Genomic DNA, 15,592 nt, shown 5'->3' with positions numbered 1-15,592 from the left:
GGGCGAGTAGACCTTCATCACCATAAGAGATCCCTCCTACCCGGCCCCTGCCGGGGCCGGGCTCAGAGGTGTCCACCACTCGGGGACAGGTCCCAGTGTCGCAAGGAGAAGTTGCTGCTGGGCCTGCCCGCCGACGATGGGCCCGACGAATCGCTGTGTCACAGCACCTGCGCCAACCTCGCCTACACCGACCGGGATATCGCCGATCACCGCAGGCGACTGCCCGTCCTGGAAACCGAGGCCCGTGATCCGATGACGCCACGTCCGCGCCGGGACCGAGCTGCCGCACAAGCGGCGCGGGTCTGCGCGGTGATCGATCAGCACGAGGCGTCACGTCCGAGGGTTGCGCACAGGGAAGGCGGTCGGGGCGCATGACGCGGAAGAGCCGAGACCGAGAAGCCGAACGACAGGAAATACGCGCCGCCGCAGAGCGCCTTCTGACCGGGACGCCCCTTCGCTCGCCCGTCGGAAAGCTCACGGGGACCGAGCTCATCGCCGAGTGCGGGCTACGGCGTGACGTCGTCTACGGCGATCACAAAGAGCTCGTGGACGAGTTCCGGGCACGGGCCAAGGCGCAGAACTTCACCCCGCAGGTTGTCCAGGACATGGCCGACGAGAACCTCGTGCTGCGCGAAGCACTGACGAAGATCAAGACGGAACTCGCAGCGGAGCGAGAACGGGTTCACGCCCTGGTACGTGCCGCCACCGAGCTGTCCCTGGAGCTGGAGCAGTCCCGCGAAGAACTTGCAGCGGCCCAGCAGGTCACCCGGCTCCCGGGGCCGCGAGGAACTGGACAAGTGCCCGGCTGAAGATGGGCATCCCATCCCATGGTGTGCGGGGGTGTGACAAACGGGCTGTCGACGGGGTCGGGCTGACATACTGCGACGCCTGCTTCCTGCGGTTGGTTCGGGGAAGCAGGCGCTTTTCGTGCGGTAGGTGCTGGTCAGAGCTTCCCTGTACCGCTCAGCGGCGGATGAGGCCGAGGTCGGTGGCGGTGGCCACGGCCGCGGTGCGGGAGTCGGTTCCGAGTTTGGCGTAGATGCGGGCCAGGTGGGACTTGACGGTGCCCTCGGTGAGGTGGAGTCGCTGGCCGATCGCCTGGTTGGACAGACCCTCGGCAACCAGCGCGAGGACTTCGGTCTCGCGCCGGGTCAGGTTGGTGGCGGGAGTGCGGAGCCGGTTCATGAGCCGGTCGGCGACGGTGCGGCCGGTGAAGGCGGTGCGTACGGCGGCGACCAGGTCTTCGGGCGGGGCGTCCTTGAGGAGGTAGCCGGTGGCGCCGGCCTCGATGGCGGGCAGGGTGTCGGCGTCGGAGTCGTAGGTGGTGATGATCAGCACGCGGGGGCGCCGGGGCGGGCCTGTCCATCCGCCGCATCACCTCCGTCGACCCGCTGACCGCCCTGGGAAGTGCCCGATGAGCCTCAATCTGACCGACATCACCCTCACCTACCCCGACGGCGACACCCGCCTCACCGCCCTCGACCGCGTGACGCTGGACGTCCCCAAGGGCAGCCTCGCCGCCGTGGTCGGACCCTCCGGCTCCGGCAAGTCCAGCCTCCTGGCCGTCGCAGCCACCCTCATCACCCCGACACCGGCACCGTCACCATCGACGGCACCCAGACCACCGGGATGAGCCGCGGTGAGCTCACCGAACTGCGCCGCCACAAGATCGGCATCGTCTTCCAGCAGCCCAACCTGCTGCCCTCCCTCACCGCCGTCGAACAGCTCCAGGTCATGGCCCAGCTCGACGGCCGCTCACCGGCCAAGGCCCGCACCAGCGCCCTCGACCTGCTCGACGCGGTCGGCCTGGCCAACCTCGCAGACCGCCGCCCGCACCAGCTCTCCGGCGGCCAGCGCCAGCGCATCAACATCGCCCGCGCCCTGTTGAACGACCCCACGGTCCTCCTGGTCGACGAACCCACCAGTGCCCTCGACCACGAACGCGGCGCCGCCATCATCGACCTCATCACCCGCCTCACCCACCAGCAGGCCACCGCCACCGTCCTGGTCACCCACGACCGCGCCCACCTCACCGCCGTCGACCAGATCGCCGAAGTCCACGACGGCCGCCTGCGCCACCCCGCCCAGCGCTGAACCACATCCCCGTGGCCCCGGCAGCCGTCCAGCCGGAGCCACCCGCCACACACCCACCCGCTCTCCGACACCGGCCGTCGGACAGTGCAGCCCCGCTAAGGGAAGCTCATCCCCCGATTGTCGGCGTACACCTGAACGCGGCCAGCGAGGTACAGAGATACATCCCCATGCTGAAGAGGGTGACGTGCAGGTCGGAGAGCCGGGGCCGCCCGATCTCTCAGGGTGCGGGACAGCGCGGCCGGTCAAGGGCGCCCTTTGGGCGTCGCTGCGCGATGGGGCGGAGCCCCACCCTGGACAGCCCGCCCTGTCCCGAGGCTGGCTGGCTATCGGACGACCCCGGCCCTGGGGCGACCGCGCAGCTGACCGCGTTCGCGTGTACCTGGCTGGGGAGAAAACCCCGTACCCCGACACCGATGAAGAAGCTCTACTACTCTGCCGTCCTCTACACCGCCCTCGGCCTGGCCGCCGGTCTCTACTACCGGGAGCTGACCAAGGCCAACGACTTCACCGGCCCGACCCAGCTGGCCGTTGTCCACACCCACCTGCTTGTCCTCGGCACACTGGTCTTCCTGATCGCCATCGCTCTGGAGAAGACCCTGCACCTGACCCGTGGCCGGTTCTTCTCCACGTTCGTCTGGACCTACCACGCCGGTCTCCTCCTTACCACCGGCCTCATGACCGTCCACGGCACCCTGACCGTACTCGGCAAGGAAGGCAGTCCGCCGTTCGCGAGGTCGTCGAGCCAGCCCGGGAGGGGTGTGGCGTCGCGATTGTCGAGCATGCTGGCGAACCGGCGGACCAGGTCGTGGGTGTGCCTGAATTCAGGGCAGTAGTCGAGGAGCTGGGTGCAGGCGGTTGTTGATGTGTGGGCTGCGGCGGGCCGTATGGGTGGTGATCCAGCGGGCGGCTTTGCGTGGGGAGGGCGGCCGCTCACGTGGCTCGTCAAGGGACAGGCCCCGTCGTAGGGGTGCGACCGCCATTTTCACGCGCTGGTAGTGGCCGAGATAGCCTGGTCTGGAGTTCTCGATGCGCAGAGGCCGACCTCCCAGAATGGCGTCCCGACGCGCGGGCTGAACGCCCGCAGAGATCGGAGGTGGGGCGGGGCGTAGGCGGAGAAGGGGTCATTCGCGGTCGATGTTCCGTGTCCACCAGTGGTGCTCGCAGAACCAGTGGCCGATCATGGCGCCGCCGAAGACGACGAACCCGACCCCGATCAGCCAGGACTCCACCACCAGCACGATGCCGACCGTGCCGTAACTGATCGCGTTGTCGAGGATGAGCGGCGTGAACACGAGGTACGAGAATCCGCGCAGGCCGATCAGGCCCACCATGGTCGCGATCGCCCCCGGCAGTAGGTCCCGCCAGCGGACCTGGCTACCCAGCAGGAAGTGCTGCCCCCACCAGAAGAACAGCAGGCCGGCGGCAGTGGACAGCGCGATCCGCGCCGGTCCGTGAAAGCCGACTCGCGTCTGGGACTCCTGGTAGAGATACGCGGTCAGCATGACCACCCAGGTCAGCTGGCGCCAGACACGGTGCCACGGACCGGAGGGCAGTTCCCAGATGCGTTCGTAGCCGTTCTGCACGCTCGCCGCGAAGGCCACGCCGAACACGGCGAGCGCGATACCGCCCCACACACTCGTCGGACCGACGATCTTGGGTGGCGGACTGATGATGCCGGTCAGCACTCGGGCGGACTTACCGGACAGCCCCATACCGTCGGCCAGCCAGGATGCGAACCCGCCGCGCCCCAGAGGGTCGAAGGCGGCCACCACGATCAGCAGCGGCGCCAGCGTGACCAGGGCGAGGGTGGCGAACCCCATGGCCCGGTGCATCAGCTCCAGGTCCCGGCCACGCCGGACGAGGGCGGACGCGGCCAGCCCGTCCCACACACGGCGGAACGGCTGCCGGAAGCGGTTCACGGGGTGCTCCTCGGGCGTCCTTTCGATGGCTCGCGGATGGGGAACTGTGTGACCCGTCGGCGGGCCGGACAAACGTGAGGCCACCCGGACGCCTTCCGCGCGCCGACCGGACGGCCCCGCATGGGCCGAACGATGCGGGAATCCGGCTCCGGGAAGGCGAGCCGAGAGGATGCCCACCATGCGCACACAGACCGCCCGCCCTGGCAGGGACGACTCGCTCGGGGCGGGGAGGCGGCCGTTGCGGCACATGTCGGACTCGCCGCACGCGCAGGCTCCGCAGGGCTCCGGGGCGAGGCACCGACCCACGCCGGCCACCAGACCGCCGACGATGAATCGCTGCTGTGCGGCGCCTCAGCCACGCGCCCGAGGGACTCGTGGCCGAAAAGCAGCCGGTCGTGGTCCGGCGGGGCCTGGCCGTACGAGCCGGAGGCAACCTTCCGGTCCACGCCGCAGACACCCAGGGCCATCTTCGGACCAGGAGCTCACCGGTGGCCGGCTTCGCCCCTGCAGCCAGATCCACTTCTTCGCCGTCGCGGAGACTGCCAAGGACTGGCTTGGGCTGGCGAGGGGGCCGGCCCTGCCTCGGCGCCCGGCCTGGTCAGCCGGTGGTGCTGTACAGCCAGTGGCCCCGGGTGCGGGGCATCTTCGCGTTGCCGCCGGTGGTGGTGCGTACGGCGAGGATCTGGTTGACGCCGATGTTGTTCTGCTCGAAGGCGAGGGCGGAGGCGGCCATGTAGAGGCGCCAGACTCTGGCGCGGCCGGCCGTGGTGAGCCGTGTGGCCTGGGACCAGTGCTTCTCCAGGTTGGTCACCCAGGCGCGCAGGGTGAGCGCGTAGTGCTCGCGCAGGGCTTCCACGTCGCGTACTTCGAATCCGGCGTCTTCGAGCAGGGCCGTGGTGGTGGCGATGGGTGCGAGTTCGCCGTCGGGGAAGACGTAGCGGTTGATGAACTCGTCGATCTGGTAGGCGTCTTCGTCCTTGAGCGGGCGGCGGGCGATCTGGTGGTTGAGGAGCCTGCCTCCGGGCTTGAGGAGGGAGTGGAGGGTCTGGGCGTAGGCGCGGTACTGCGTGGATCCGACGTGTTCGGCCATGCCGATGGAGGAGATGGCGTCGTAGGGGCCGTCGTCGATCTCGCGGTAGTCCTGGACGCGGATTTCGGCACGGTCGGCAAATCCGGCCTCGGCGAGGCGTTTGCGGGCGAGGTCGGCCTGTTCTTCGGAGATGGTGATGCCGACCGCTTCGACTCCGTAGTGCTCGACGGCGTGGAGGACCATTGATCCCCAGCCGCATCCCACGTCGAGGAGGCGCTGGCCGGGGCGGAGGCCGAGTTTGCGGCAGATCAGGTCGAGCTTGGCGTGCTGGGCGTCTTCGAGGGTGCCGTCCGGGTTTTCCCAGTAGGCGCATGAGTAGACCATGGAGGGGCCCAGGACCAGGGAGTAGAAGTCGTTGCCGACGTCGTAGTGGTGGCTGATGGCGTCGCGGTCGCGGCGCAGGCTGTGCAGTGGGCCGCGGTGGGTGACGGCTTCCTCGCGTGGTGGTGTCGGCGGCAGGGCGGGGCCGGCCAGGGCGAGGAGGTCGGCGGCGAGGCGCAGGTTGCGGGGGTCACGCAGTGCGCTGAGCGTACGCAGGAGGGCGGGGCGCCGGGTTTCGGGTTCGCCGCGGTCCCAGATGAGGCCGGAGAGCTTGGCCAGGCCCTCGTACAGGTCTCCCTCCAGGTCGATTTCTCCGGCCACCCAGGCCCGGGCGAGGCCCAGTTCGCCGGGTTTCCATGTAAGTCGGTGCAGTGCCCGGCGGTCGCGGATGACGAGTACGGGCCCGGTGGTGGGGCCCGCCTCGCTGCCGTCCCAGGCGCGCAGCCGCAGCGGCAGCGGCCTGCCCAGTGCCTGCTTCGCCATCTCTGACAGCCGTCCGGCTGCGTCAGTCATGATCCGTTCCTCCTGGAGGGGCGCAGCTCTCGCCACGTGGACGAGAGGTGTTGCGGCGGGCAGTCCGGCGCCGCCCTGCTCTGTGGCGGGGCGGTGGGAACGCGGACCGGGCCGGGAAGCGGTCAGGGCTTGGCCCCGGCCCGGTCCGCGCGCCGCAGGCCGCCCCTGCCCGCGGTCCGTGGTCGGCGGGAAGGGGCGGCCGGTCTCAGTGGCTGCCGGCGAGTTGGCCGGCGAGCTTGTCGTGGATGTCGGCGCTGGCCTTGTTGAGGCCGATGATGGTGACCTTCTTGCCGCGCTCGGCGTACTTGGTCTCTATGGCGTCCAGTGCGGCGACCGAGGAGGCGTCCCAGATGTGGGCGTCGGACAGGTCTATGACGACGTCGTCGGGGTCGTCCTTGTAGTCGAACTGGTAGACGAGGTCGTTGGAGGAGGCGAAGAACAGTTCGCCGGTGACCGCGTAGACGACCTGCTTGCCGTCCGGGTCGACCACGCCGGAGACCTCGGCGAGGTGGGCGACGCGCTTGGCGAAGATGACCATGGCGGTGATGCAGCCGACGACCACGCCGATGGCGAGGTTGTGGGTGGTCACCACGCAGGCGACGGTGACGGCCATGACCACGGTCTCGCCGATCGGCATGCGCTTGAGCGTCTTGGGCTGGATGGAGTGCCAGTCGAAGGTGCCGAACGCGACCAGGATCATCACGGCGACCAGCGCGGCCATCGGGATGGTGGAGACGACCGGGCCGAAGACCACCACGAGTACGAGGAGGAAGGCACCGGAGAGGAAGGTGGAGAGCCGGGTGCGGGCGCCGGCGGTCTTCACGTTGATCATGGTCTGGCCGATCATGGCGCAGCCGCCCATGCCGCCGAAGAATCCGGTGATGACGTTGGCGATGCCCTGGGCGAGGGACTCGCGGGTCTTGTTGGAGTGCGTGTCGGTGATGTCGTCCACGAGCTTGGCGGTCATCAGCGACTCCATCAGGCCGACCAGCGCGAAGGCGAAGGCGTACGGCGCGATGGTGATGAGGCTGTCCATCGTGAAGGGCACGTCCGGCAGGCCGGGCACCGGCAGGGACGAGGGCAGGTCGCCCTTGTCGCCGACGTTCGGCACCGCGATACCGGCCGCGACCGTGATCACGGTGAGGATGACGATGGACACCAGGGGAGCCGGGACGACCGTGGTGATCTTCGGGAAGAACACCATGAGGGCCAGGCCGCCGATGATCAGCGGGTAGACGGCCCACGGCACGTCCCGCATCTCCGGGACCTGCGCCATGAAGATCAGGACGGCCAGGGCGTTGACGAAGCCGACCATCACCGAGCGGGGGACGAAGCGCATCAGCTTCGCCACGCCCAGCGCACCGAGGACTACCTGGATGAGACCGCCGAGGATGACGGCGGCGATCATGTAGCCGAGCCCGTACTCGTGGTTCAGTGGTGCGATGACCAGCGCCATCGCACCGGTGGCAGCGGAGATCATGGCCTTGCGGCCGCCCACGAAGGAGATCACCACGGCCATGGTGAACGAGGCGAACAGCCCGACGGCCGGGTCGACACCCGCGATGATCGAGAAGGAGATGGCCTCAGGGATCAGGGCCAGGGCCACGACGAGGCCGGCCAGCACCTCGGTGCGGAAGACCTTGGGGGAGGCGAGCCAGTCGGGCTTGGACATGCGGAGCTTGGAAGCTTGGGACAGCGGTGAAGACATGCAACCGTTTCTGTTCGGGCGCACGCATCCACGCCGGACGCACGCGCGCTTTCGTACTCGACTCCGCACCAGGGGGCGGAATCCCCGGCGGCCCGGCCTCGACGGGGGCCCTGCCGGTTGGGGTGGCCGCCGCGACGGCGGCCGGTCGGGCGTCATTGCCCAAAAGTCCTGGGGTGCCGGAGGTGCCCGGTCTGGGCCCGCGTTCCGGCGGGACCGCCCGTGCCAACGTTTACAGCGCGGGCGCCCTCGTCAACGACTCTACCCTAACGTGAGGGCAAGGTGCGAGTTGTGGCTTATGAAATGCAGGTAAACAACCTCTGGGATCATGGGATGCGCCCCGCGTACTCTGGAGCACTTGACATGTTCGAAATGCGGCGGGATGGCTGGGGATGAGGGTGCGGCGATGACTGACCGGCAGATGCAGATCGGCGAGGTGGCCGAACGGACCGGCCTGTCGCTGCGCACGATCCGCCACTACGAGGAAGTGGGTATCGCGGTCCCCTCTGCCCGCAGCAAAGGCGGGTTCCGCCTCTACACGGAGGCCGACGTCGAGCGCCTCATGGTTGTCCGCCGGATGAAGCCTCTGGACTTCTCCCTGGAGGAGACCCGGGAGCTGCTCGATCTCGTCGACAGGCTCGAGGCGGCCGGCGAGGACGGCGGAGACACCGAGCGCCTTCGGGAGCGCCTGGATGGCTATCGGCAGGTCGTCGACGCCCGGTGCGAGACGCTGCGAGCACGTCTGGAAATGGCCGAGGACTTCGCCGCCACACTGCGCCGCAGGCTTCCCGCGAGCGGCTGACCGCTTCCTCCCGGCTCTTCGAAGCTTTCCGCCCGTGCCTTTCCCCGCTCACGGGGGCGACAGTGCCGGACGGCCCGGGGGTTGGCTGAGGCGGCTACTGTGCCCGGCCACCGCCGGCGGGGCGCGCCCCGGTGCTGTGCCGCCGCCTGGAGCTCAGGGGTGTAGCAGGTGGAGACGGCCGGGCATGGGCTCGAGCCGCAGTGGGGCTCGGACGTCGAGCGCGGGGGTGCCGTCGATGTCGAGCCGGTAGGCGCCCCACGGTCGGGCGTAGCGCAGACGCCCAACTCGCCGGGTGGCGAAGGCGTCGCTGTGCACCTGAAGGACGCCCTGGCTCGTCAGGTAGATACGGAGGGGCTGCTCGGCGGGGGCAGTGATCTTTTCATTGTCCAGGAGCAGGGAGGCACTGCCCGCGTGGGGCTGAAGGCAGGTGATGGTCGCCTGACGGACGGCGATGTCGAGGTCGTCGCCGGGAAGGTGGATGCCGATGACGTCGCGGCGGTGGGCGCTGAAGCCGATGAGTTCGGAAGGGCTCTCGTGCGGTGGGCGTTCGATGAGCAGGGGCAAATCCCACAGGGCTGCGGCCCGTAGTGCCCGATCCTGCGGGGAGCCACCCACATACAGCAGGAAATGGACACGGGGCCTTTGCCGGGCCCTGGGAGCGTGATGGCCTTGGGCGGCCTCGGGCGCCGGGCTGAGATCGACGGCCCGGATGCCCTGGCGTGCCAGACGCCGGCGCAGAGTCCGGGCCCGGTCGCGGTCCGCTTGGCCCCAGCCGCGCAGAATGCCGACCACAGCTCGTGCCGCGGGCAGTTCACCGGCGAGACGCACCGCGGCGGGCAGCAGGCCCTCCTGGCCGAGTTCGCTGCCCGCGGGGTCGGCCCCGGAAGCCCGGGGAGTGCGGGACGGCATACAGACTCCTAGCGTGCTCGTGGAATGCGGGCGCCAGAGCCCGGGGGTGCCCGGGCGGAAGGGCGGGCTCGCGAGACCAGGTCTGAGGTCAGGGCAGGACACACCCGGCCTCGCGAGCGGCGGTGACATGACCGCCCCGGGTGCAGCGCCGCCCCGGCCACGTCTCCGGGGCAGGACTCCGGCGGCACCCGACCGCGCATCCTTAACCTAGCGCGAGAGTCGGACGCTTGTGAAATTACCAGCAACCAGGATGAATGAGTGTCGAACCCTCCGCATACGGTAGAGTTGATCATGTCGGCCGGACTCCTGGACATGTCCGGCCGGCGCGGCGGCCCCGGTAGGTCCTCCACTCGACGGTGGTACCGGGGCCGCCATGCACACGCCGTCCCGGAAAGCCGCTGACGCATTCCTGGCAGCCGGGACCGGAAGTGCTGAGGGGACTGCTTGCCAGCGGCTGCGCTCCTGGAGCGGCAGCCACGGCGCCCACGGTCCGTGGCAGGAACTACTCGTGCGCGGCGAGAAGGGTGTCGAGGCGGGCTTCGGGGAATTCACGCTGGAAGGAATTCGCCTGCCAGCGGTCCGGGAACAGCGCAAGCTGGGCCTTGTCGCGCAGGCGGGTGAGGGCTTCGCCCTTGACCAGGCGGGAGCGGTTGAGCGCGTCGGCGCCGGCCGTGTCGGTGGCCCGCGCCAGCTGGTACGGAAGACTCTCCAGCCTGACAGCAGCGGAGAATTCCCCGGCCATCCGTGCGCTGACCACGTCGAACTGCATCGGTCCCACCGCCGCGAGTACCGGTGCCTGGTCTCCGCGCAGGTCGGAGACGAGGACCTGGACGACGCCTTCCTCGTCCAGTTGCGCGATGCCGCGCCGGAACTGCTTGGAACGGCTGAGGTCGACAGGTCGGACCACGGCGAAGTGCTCGGGCGCGAAGGTCGGCATGGCCGGGAACACGGCCGGCTGGCCGGCGTACAGGGTGTCGCCGACCCGCAGAGCGGAGGCGTTGACCAGGCCGACCACGTCGCCGGGGTAGGCGATGTCGACCATGGAGCGGTCCTGGCCGAAGACGCTGTGTGCGTACTTGGTGGCGAACGGTTTGCCGGAGGCGGCCCGGGTGGCGGTCATGCCGCGTTCGAAGATGCCGGAACAGACCCGCATGAAGGCGATCCGGTCACGGTGGGCGGGGTCCATGTTGGCCTGGACCTTGAACACCAGCCCTGAGAACGGAGCGCTCACCGGCCGGGCGCCCCCGCCCTCCAGGTCCCGCGGCCCGGGCGGCGGGGCCAGGTCCACGACCGCGTCGAGCAGCAGCCGTACGCCGATGTTGGAGACCGCGGCGCCGAAGAACACCGGCGTGGAACGGCCGGCCAGGAACGCCTCCTGGTCGTGCACGGCGCCGTCGGCCTGCAACAGGTCCAGCTCCTCCAGCGCCTTGCCCCAGTCGGCACCCTCTTCCAGGGCCGCCCGGTCGGCGGACAGGCATTCCTCGACCGCCTCGTGCGCGCCGCCTGGAGCCCGGGTGTACCGGAGCATCCGTCCCGGCTCGCGTACGTCGACCAGCCCGCGCAGGTAACCCGCGTCGCCGATCGGCCAGGTGATCGGGGTGGGCTTGAGGCGGAACTCGCGCTCGATCTCGTCCAGCAGCTCCAGGGCCTCGCGGCCGGGCCGGTCCCACTTGTTGATGAACGTGATGACCGGGACGCCACGGTGGCGGCAGACGTCGAAGAGCTTGCGGGTCTGCTCCTCCAGCCCCTTGGCCGCGTCGATCAGCATCACCGCGCAGTCCACGGCGGCCAGCACCCGGTAGGTGTCCTCGGAGAAGTCCGCGTGGCCGGGAGTGTCCAGGAGATTGAGCACGCACCCGTGATGTGCGAACTGCAGCACGGCGGAGGTGACCGAGATACCGCGGGCCTTCTCCATCTCCATCCAGTCCGAGGCCACCCCGCGCCGTCCGGACTTGCCGTGCACCGCGCCCGCCTCGGTGATGGCGTGCGCGTGCAGGGCGAGGGCCTCGGTGAGCGTGGACTTGCCCGCGTCCGGGTGACTGATCACCGCGAACGTCCGCCGCCTGGCCGCCTCGGACGCCGCCCAGTCGCTGCTCGCGCTCATCGCACGGCCCCCATGCGACCGTCGGCTGCCGCAGCGTCCATGACCCGGGCCAAGTGGTCATGCAGGGAGCGGGCAAATCCTTCTGCCTGCCCCAGTTCGCGCCGCAGGTCCTCGCACCGTGCGTCGGCTTCGACCCAGTACTTGCGCAACTGTGTCACCAGTTTCTCGTATGCTTCGCTGTCGCTTTCCGGCAGCGGTGATCCGTCGGCGGGAAGCTGCTCCAGCAGGTCCAGCACGCTCCGCACGTCCTCCAGGCACAGACCCAGGGGCCGCATGCGCCGCGCCAGCGCGAGGCGGCGTACCTCGGCCTCGGTGTAGAGCCGGAAGCCGCCTTCGCTGCGCTCGCTGGGAGTGACGACACCGACGTTCTCGTAGTGGCGGATCGTCCGCAGGGACAAGCCCGTACGCTCGGACACCTCGCCGATCTGCATCAGCCTTCCACTCACGGCCGCACCGCCTCACGTCGTCTGCCCGGCTTTTCTTGCCGCTACAAATCTACCGTCACGTTAGGGTAGATTGGCAATCGTTGCTACGAGGGCGGTTCCGACAGGCAGCCGTCGTCGTCAAGCGGCGCCGCCTCCTTCCCCCGAGGGTCGGCGCCGCCCCTCGACCGCCAACGGGTGAGGACCGGCCCTGCCGTCGGCCGCCCGGCCCCGCTTCCAGGAGTCCGAACGCCATGCGCATGGGTGTCCTCACGTCCGGCGGCGACTGCCCCGGCCTGAACGCCGTCATCAGGTCCGTCGTCCACCGCGCCGTCGTCGACCACGGCAACGAGGTCATCGGCTTCCGGGACGGCTGGAAGGGCCTCCTGGAGTGCGACTACCTCAAGCTCGACCTCGACGCGGTCAGCGGCATCCTGGCCCGCGGCGGCACCATCCTCGGCTCCTCCCGGGTCCGCCCCGAGCACCTGCGCGACGGCGTCGAGCGAGCCCGGCGTCATGTCGAGGAGCTCGGGCTCGACGCGGTCATCCCGATCGGCGGCGAGGGCACCCTCAAGGCCGCCCGGCTGCTGTCCGACAACGGCCTGCCGATCGTGGGCGTACCGAAGACCATCGACAACGACATCTCGGCCACGGACGTCACCTTCGGCTTCGACACGGCCGTCACCGTCGCCACCGAAGCCCTGGACCGGCTCAAGACCACCGCCGAGTCCCACCACCGGGTGCTGATCGTCGAGGTCATGGGCCGTCACACCGGCTGGATCGCCCTGCACTCCGGCATGGCCGCCGGCGCCCACGCCATCGTCGTACCCGAGCGGCCCTTCGACATCGACGAGCTGGCCGCCAAGGTCGGCGAGCGCTTCTCGGCGGGCAAGCGGTTCGCGATCGTGGTGGCCGCGGAGGGCGCCAAGCCCAAGGCCGGCACCATGGACTTCGACGAGGGCGGCAAGGACGTCTACGGCCACGAACGCTTCGCCGGGATCGCCCGCCAGCTCTCGATCGAGCTGGAGGAACGGCTCGGCAAGGAAGCACGCCCGGTCATCCTCGGACACGTCCAGCGCGGCGGCACCCCGACCGCCTACGACCGCGTCCTGGCCACCCGGTTCGGATGGCACGCGGTGGAGGCGGTGCACCGCGGGGAGTTCGGCCAGATGACCGCCCTGCGCGGTACCGGCATGGTGATGGTCCCGCTAGCGGAGGCGGTGGAGACGCTGAAGACCGTGCCGCCGGAGCGGTACACCGAAACCGGACGCGTGGTGTGACATGAGCCTCCGACCACGTGCCCGACGCCTGCCCTGGGGCTCGGTAAAGCAGTTGTCCGCCCCCGCCCCAGTCCTCCCCTCATCGTCGGGATCCGCCCGTCCGCCTTCCAGGGAGACCATGTTGACCAGCACCCCCTTCCCCGACGTCGCCCGCACCGGCACCACCGTGATCGGCAGCCGGTACGTCGGCGGCCCCGACCGGCAGCAGCTCGTCACCGACGCCGAGGCCGACGCACTGGACTGCACCCGCCCACCCCGTGGCCTCACCGCCGTGAGCTGGTTCGCGAGCGCAGACGGCGAAACCGTGCTGACGCTCGCGCAGTGGGACGACCTCCTGTCGCACGACACCTACCTGCGTGGCGGAGGCTATACCGCGCCGGTGGTCGGCCCGCCCCCCTACCGCCTTCACCGCAGCCTGACCGAAGGGCAGCACACCGGCGTCCCCGGCTGCCTGGTCACGGCCGCATTCGACACCGACGGGCCCGAACGGCAGCGCCACCTGGCCGACAGCCTCATCGCCGTCCAGCCCCAGGACGGCGGGCCGCCCGGAGCGATCTCCGCATACTTCCTGCTGAGTGCCGACGGCACCCGGGTGCTCCTCTACACCGAGTGGACCAGCGCCGAGGCGCATCAGCGGGCCGGTGAGGCCGGTGACCACGACGCAACCCACGCCATCATGTCCGGCACCCCCGGCGTACGGTTCATCGGCGGCGGGCGCTACCGCCTGAGCCGCTCGCTGTCCCTGCCCTCATCATGACCCGCGCGCCCGGCGCCACAGGACGACTCGCGCCCCGCGGGTGGTCGGGGAAGCCGGTGAGCCCCCGCTCCCGCCGCGTCACCGTGTGGGGAGCCGACAGCCCAGTACGCAGAGCCGCTCAAGCTGGCGGCGTGGGTCAAGGGTGGATGCGCTGCAGCCAGCCGCAGGGGTGGCAGGTGATGCCGTAAAGCTCGAGGTCGCGGCGTACGTGGAAACAGTGCCCCTGCTCAGTGGTGAGCCAGTCTCGGACGGCCGGCGCCACGCCTCCGGGCATGCCGGGGGGAGACAGCTGCGGGATGTCCACGATGCCGTCCTCGACGACGAAGTAGCCGTCGGGGGCGACGAATGAGGAGAAGTGCCGCAGGGCGGCATGGGTGGTGGTGTATGTGTGGGCAGTGTCTTCGACGACCAGGCACCGGGCTTCGGCAGGAATGTGCCGGGCGACGGCTTCGGTGATGCCGGGATCGGTGATGTCTCCCTCGACCAGGGTGATGTCCTTGTCGAAGTACGGGTCTGCATCCTGCAGGAGCGCCCGAGCCCGGTCCTGGGTCATGTCGACGGTGACGACGCGGATGTCCTCGGGCACGCGGCCGTACGCGGCCAAAGTCCGTAGGCGGTCGCGGAACCACAGGGCTGAACCGCCCAGGTGCGTGCCCAGTTCGATGACCACCTGACTGCGGGAGATCCACAGCAGATGTTCGAGTACGCGCAGGTCCTCGGGGAACTTCTTGATGCGCAGCCCGGCATAGACGTCGCGCAGGTGTTGACGTTCGCGTTCCTTCCAGTACTGCAGAAGTCTTCCCTCGGGCAGAGCCCGCACGGGTGGGGGGAGCTGCCTGTCGGGCTTACCGTCCAGGCTGCTTCGTCGTCGCTCGTTCACGGGCCTGTTTCGCCTCCGGGTCGGGGGGGCAAGAGAGTTCGGGGCATGCGGTCTGGCCTCAGGGCAAGGGACCGGATGCAGGCAGCCCTGCGGTTGCGTGGGGGCACAAAGGAACCTCGCTTGCCAACCGGCGGCGGGCGCCCATCTATCGCTCACGGCTCATGGCTTTCATACCCCGGCACGTGGACCATGTCTCAACAGCAGGCAGGCACGAGGCGCGCCGGACGCCGGTTTCCGCGCCGATGTGGTGCTGGTAAGGAAGTCGGGAAAGGACAGGTTCAGTAGGCCCACCAGCGGCCCGCGGACCGCTGGGGCACCCAGCGTGCCACGCCGTCCTCACCGATACGCCGCGCGTAGGCCGTCTTCACTTGAGTTCCGCGTACGGCGCGGGACGGCGACCAGTTTCCGCGGGCGTCGACGTCCTCGAAGGCCACGTCGCCGGTCTCCGTGCGGGTGGCCCGTGCAGCAGTGAGGATCATCTCGCTGCCGTCAGTCATTTCAAGCAGAAAAATGCCCATCAGTCCTCTTCCCGTCGGCGTGCGCGGCGTCAGTAGCACCACCAGGTGCCGGTCGTCGGCTGGGGAAGCCACCCGTAGCCGCCGCCGTCGAGCGGAGCCTGCCGGAAGACCGCGGACACTGCCTCGACCGGGTACGTCTTCAGCCGGACCGAAGGCCCGAACTGTTCGGTGCTTTCGAGCACGATCTCTCCCGCGGCCGTACGTCCGGCGGCGTCCGCCTCGATGACTGTGTCCTCGCCGCTGGCGAGCTGGAGCATGAACAGGGCCATGGTTGTCTC

At 69.6% G+C, this 15,592-nt stretch carries 15 protein-coding genes and 2 pseudogenes; 7 read left to right on the top strand and 10 right to left on the bottom strand.

The genetic code is table 11. From position 1 onward, the window contains the following. The first annotated feature begins 111 nt into the window (after positions 1-111). Complete coding sequence (locus ACGFYH_RS30185) at positions 112-375, top strand: hypothetical protein (protein WP_393806349.1); 264 nt, start codon at positions 112-114, stop codon at positions 373-375. Between the two features lie 170 nt (positions 376-545). After that, positions 546-809 (top strand): hypothetical protein, encoded by a 264-nt coding sequence (locus tag ACGFYH_RS30180; protein ID WP_393806348.1) that lies wholly within the window; start codon positions 546-548, stop codon positions 807-809. A 154-nt stretch (positions 810-963) separates the two neighbouring features. Here ACGFYH_RS30180 and ACGFYH_RS30175 read toward each other — a convergent pair. Continuing rightward, positions 964-1,362 (bottom strand): annotated as a pseudogene (locus ACGFYH_RS30175) (LuxR C-terminal-related transcriptional regulator); the annotation flags it as partial. Between the two features lie 52 nt (positions 1,363-1,414). Here ACGFYH_RS30175 and ACGFYH_RS30170 point away from each other — a divergent pair. Together ACGFYH_RS30170 and ACGFYH_RS30165 are read left to right on the top strand one after the other, a co-directional pair. Continuing rightward, positions 1,415-2,094: pseudogene (locus ACGFYH_RS30170) on the top strand (ABC transporter ATP-binding protein). 413 nt (positions 2,095-2,507) lie between these two features. Then, positions 2,508-2,927, top strand: coding sequence for a DUF2871 domain-containing protein (locus tag ACGFYH_RS30165; RefSeq protein WP_393806347.1), 420 nt, complete (start codon positions 2,508-2,510; stop codon positions 2,925-2,927). 288 nt (positions 2,928-3,215) lie between these two features. On the opposite strand, the gene ACGFYH_RS30160 is transcribed toward ACGFYH_RS30165, so the two are convergent. From ACGFYH_RS30160 to ACGFYH_RS30150, 3 genes are all read right to left on the bottom strand, one after another. Continuing rightward, the gene (locus ACGFYH_RS30160; protein WP_393806346.1) at positions 3,216-4,013 is read right to left on the bottom strand and encodes a ribonuclease BN; all 798 of its coding nucleotides are present in this window, start codon (positions 4,011-4,013) and stop codon (positions 3,216-3,218) included. A 598-nt stretch (positions 4,014-4,611) separates the two neighbouring features. Continuing rightward, positions 4,612-5,937 (bottom strand): class I SAM-dependent methyltransferase, encoded by a 1,326-nt coding sequence (locus ACGFYH_RS30155; protein ID WP_393806345.1) that lies wholly within the window; start codon positions 5,935-5,937, stop codon positions 4,612-4,614. A 205-nt stretch (positions 5,938-6,142) separates the two neighbouring features. Beyond that, on the bottom strand, positions 6,143-7,645 hold the full coding sequence (locus tag ACGFYH_RS30150; RefSeq protein WP_393806344.1) for a SulP family inorganic anion transporter: 1,503 nt from the start codon (positions 7,643-7,645) through the stop codon (positions 6,143-6,145). A 403-nt stretch (positions 7,646-8,048) separates the two neighbouring features. Here ACGFYH_RS30150 and ACGFYH_RS30145 point away from each other — a divergent pair, with 403 nt between their 5' ends. Next, complete coding sequence (locus tag ACGFYH_RS30145) at positions 8,049-8,444, top strand: MerR family transcriptional regulator (RefSeq protein ID WP_393806343.1); 396 nt, start codon at positions 8,049-8,051, stop codon at positions 8,442-8,444. Between the two features lie 153 nt (positions 8,445-8,597). Here ACGFYH_RS30145 and ACGFYH_RS30140 read toward each other — a convergent pair whose 3' ends face one another. The 3 genes from ACGFYH_RS30140 to ACGFYH_RS30130 all read right to left on the bottom strand — a co-directional run bounded on the left by ACGFYH_RS30140 (position 8,598) and on the right by ACGFYH_RS30130 (position 11,888). Then, a complete protein-coding gene (locus ACGFYH_RS30140; RefSeq protein WP_393806342.1) occupies positions 8,598-9,353 on the bottom strand; it encodes a hypothetical protein in 756 nt (251 codons plus the stop codon). Between the two features lie 502 nt (positions 9,354-9,855). Further along, on the bottom strand, positions 9,856-11,457 hold the full coding sequence (locus ACGFYH_RS30135; RefSeq protein WP_393806341.1) for a peptide chain release factor 3: 1,602 nt from the start codon (positions 11,455-11,457) through the stop codon (positions 9,856-9,858). After that, the gene (locus tag ACGFYH_RS30130; protein ID WP_393806340.1) at positions 11,454-11,888 is read right to left on the bottom strand and encodes a MerR family transcriptional regulator; all 435 of its coding nucleotides are present in this window, start codon (positions 11,886-11,888) and stop codon (positions 11,454-11,456) included. The genes ACGFYH_RS30135 and ACGFYH_RS30130 overlap by 4 nt, the downstream gene beginning before the upstream one ends. 245 nt (positions 11,889-12,133) lie before the next feature. Between ACGFYH_RS30130 and ACGFYH_RS30125 the strand changes: the two genes are divergently transcribed. Next, complete coding sequence (locus tag ACGFYH_RS30125) at positions 12,134-13,159, top strand: 6-phosphofructokinase (protein WP_393806339.1); 1,026 nt, start codon at positions 12,134-12,136, stop codon at positions 13,157-13,159. A 118-nt stretch (positions 13,160-13,277) separates the two neighbouring features. Continuing rightward, on the top strand, positions 13,278-13,916 hold the full coding sequence (locus ACGFYH_RS30120) for a hypothetical protein (RefSeq protein ID WP_393806338.1): 639 nt from the start codon (positions 13,278-13,280) through the stop codon (positions 13,914-13,916). 136 nt (positions 13,917-14,052) lie between these two features. Here ACGFYH_RS30120 and ACGFYH_RS30115 read toward each other — a convergent pair whose 3' ends face one another. From ACGFYH_RS30115 to ACGFYH_RS30105, 3 genes are all read right to left on the bottom strand, one after another. Beyond that, a complete protein-coding gene (locus ACGFYH_RS30115) occupies positions 14,053-14,736 on the bottom strand; it encodes a CmcI family methyltransferase (protein ID WP_393806337.1) in 684 nt (227 codons plus the stop codon). 338 nt (positions 14,737-15,074) lie between these two features. After that, on the bottom strand, positions 15,075-15,293 hold the full coding sequence (locus ACGFYH_RS30110; RefSeq protein ID WP_393806336.1) for a hypothetical protein: 219 nt from the start codon (positions 15,291-15,293) through the stop codon (positions 15,075-15,077). Positions 15,294-15,343: 50 nt separating this feature from the next. Further along, positions 15,344-15,583 (bottom strand): hypothetical protein, encoded by a 240-nt coding sequence (locus ACGFYH_RS30105; protein WP_393806335.1) that lies wholly within the window; start codon positions 15,581-15,583, stop codon positions 15,344-15,346. Positions 15,584-15,592 lie beyond the last annotated feature (9 nt).

Source organism: Streptomyces sp. NPDC048392, assembly GCF_043200575.1.
Classification (GTDB): Bacteria; Actinomycetota; Actinomycetes; order Streptomycetales; family Streptomycetaceae; genus Streptomyces.
The sequence above is the reverse complement of the archived record's forward strand: the minus strand, read 5'-3'. Positions and strand labels throughout refer to the sequence as shown.

What these genes read in the sequence shown, in the direction of transcription:
- ACGFYH_RS30165 (WP_393806347.1), top strand. Translation starts at nt 2,508, where the DNA reads ATGAAGAAGCTCTACTACTCTGCCGTCCTCTACACCGCCCTCGGCCTG.
- ACGFYH_RS30155 (WP_393806345.1), bottom strand. Translation starts at nt 5,937, where the DNA reads ATGACTGACGCAGCCGGACGGCTGTCAGAGATGGCGAAGCAGGCACTG.
- ACGFYH_RS30150 (WP_393806344.1), bottom strand. Translation starts at nt 7,645, where the DNA reads ATGTCTTCACCGCTGTCCCAAGCTTCCAAGCTCCGCATGTCCAAGCCC.
- ACGFYH_RS30145 (WP_393806343.1), top strand. Translation starts at nt 8,049, where the DNA reads ATGACTGACCGGCAGATGCAGATCGGCGAGGTGGCCGAACGGACCGGC.
- ACGFYH_RS30140 (WP_393806342.1), bottom strand. Translation starts at nt 9,353, where the DNA reads ATGCCGTCCCGCACTCCCCGGGCTTCCGGGGCCGACCCCGCGGGCAGC.
- ACGFYH_RS30135 (WP_393806341.1), bottom strand. Translation starts at nt 11,457, where the DNA reads ATGAGCGCGAGCAGCGACTGGGCGGCGTCCGAGGCGGCCAGGCGGCGG.
- ACGFYH_RS30130 (WP_393806340.1), bottom strand. Translation starts at nt 11,888, where the DNA reads ATGCAGATCGGCGAGGTGTCCGAGCGTACGGGCTTGTCCCTGCGGACG.
- ACGFYH_RS30125 (WP_393806339.1), top strand. Translation starts at nt 12,134, where the DNA reads ATGCGCATGGGTGTCCTCACGTCCGGCGGCGACTGCCCCGGCCTGAAC.
- ACGFYH_RS30120 (WP_393806338.1), top strand. Translation starts at nt 13,278, where the DNA reads ATGTTGACCAGCACCCCCTTCCCCGACGTCGCCCGCACCGGCACCACC.
- ACGFYH_RS30110 (WP_393806336.1), bottom strand. Translation starts at nt 15,293, where the DNA reads ATGACTGACGGCAGCGAGATGATCCTCACTGCTGCACGGGCCACCCGC.
- ACGFYH_RS30105 (WP_393806335.1), bottom strand. Translation starts at nt 15,583, where the DNA reads ATGGCCCTGTTCATGCTCCAGCTCGCCAGCGGCGAGGACACAGTCATC.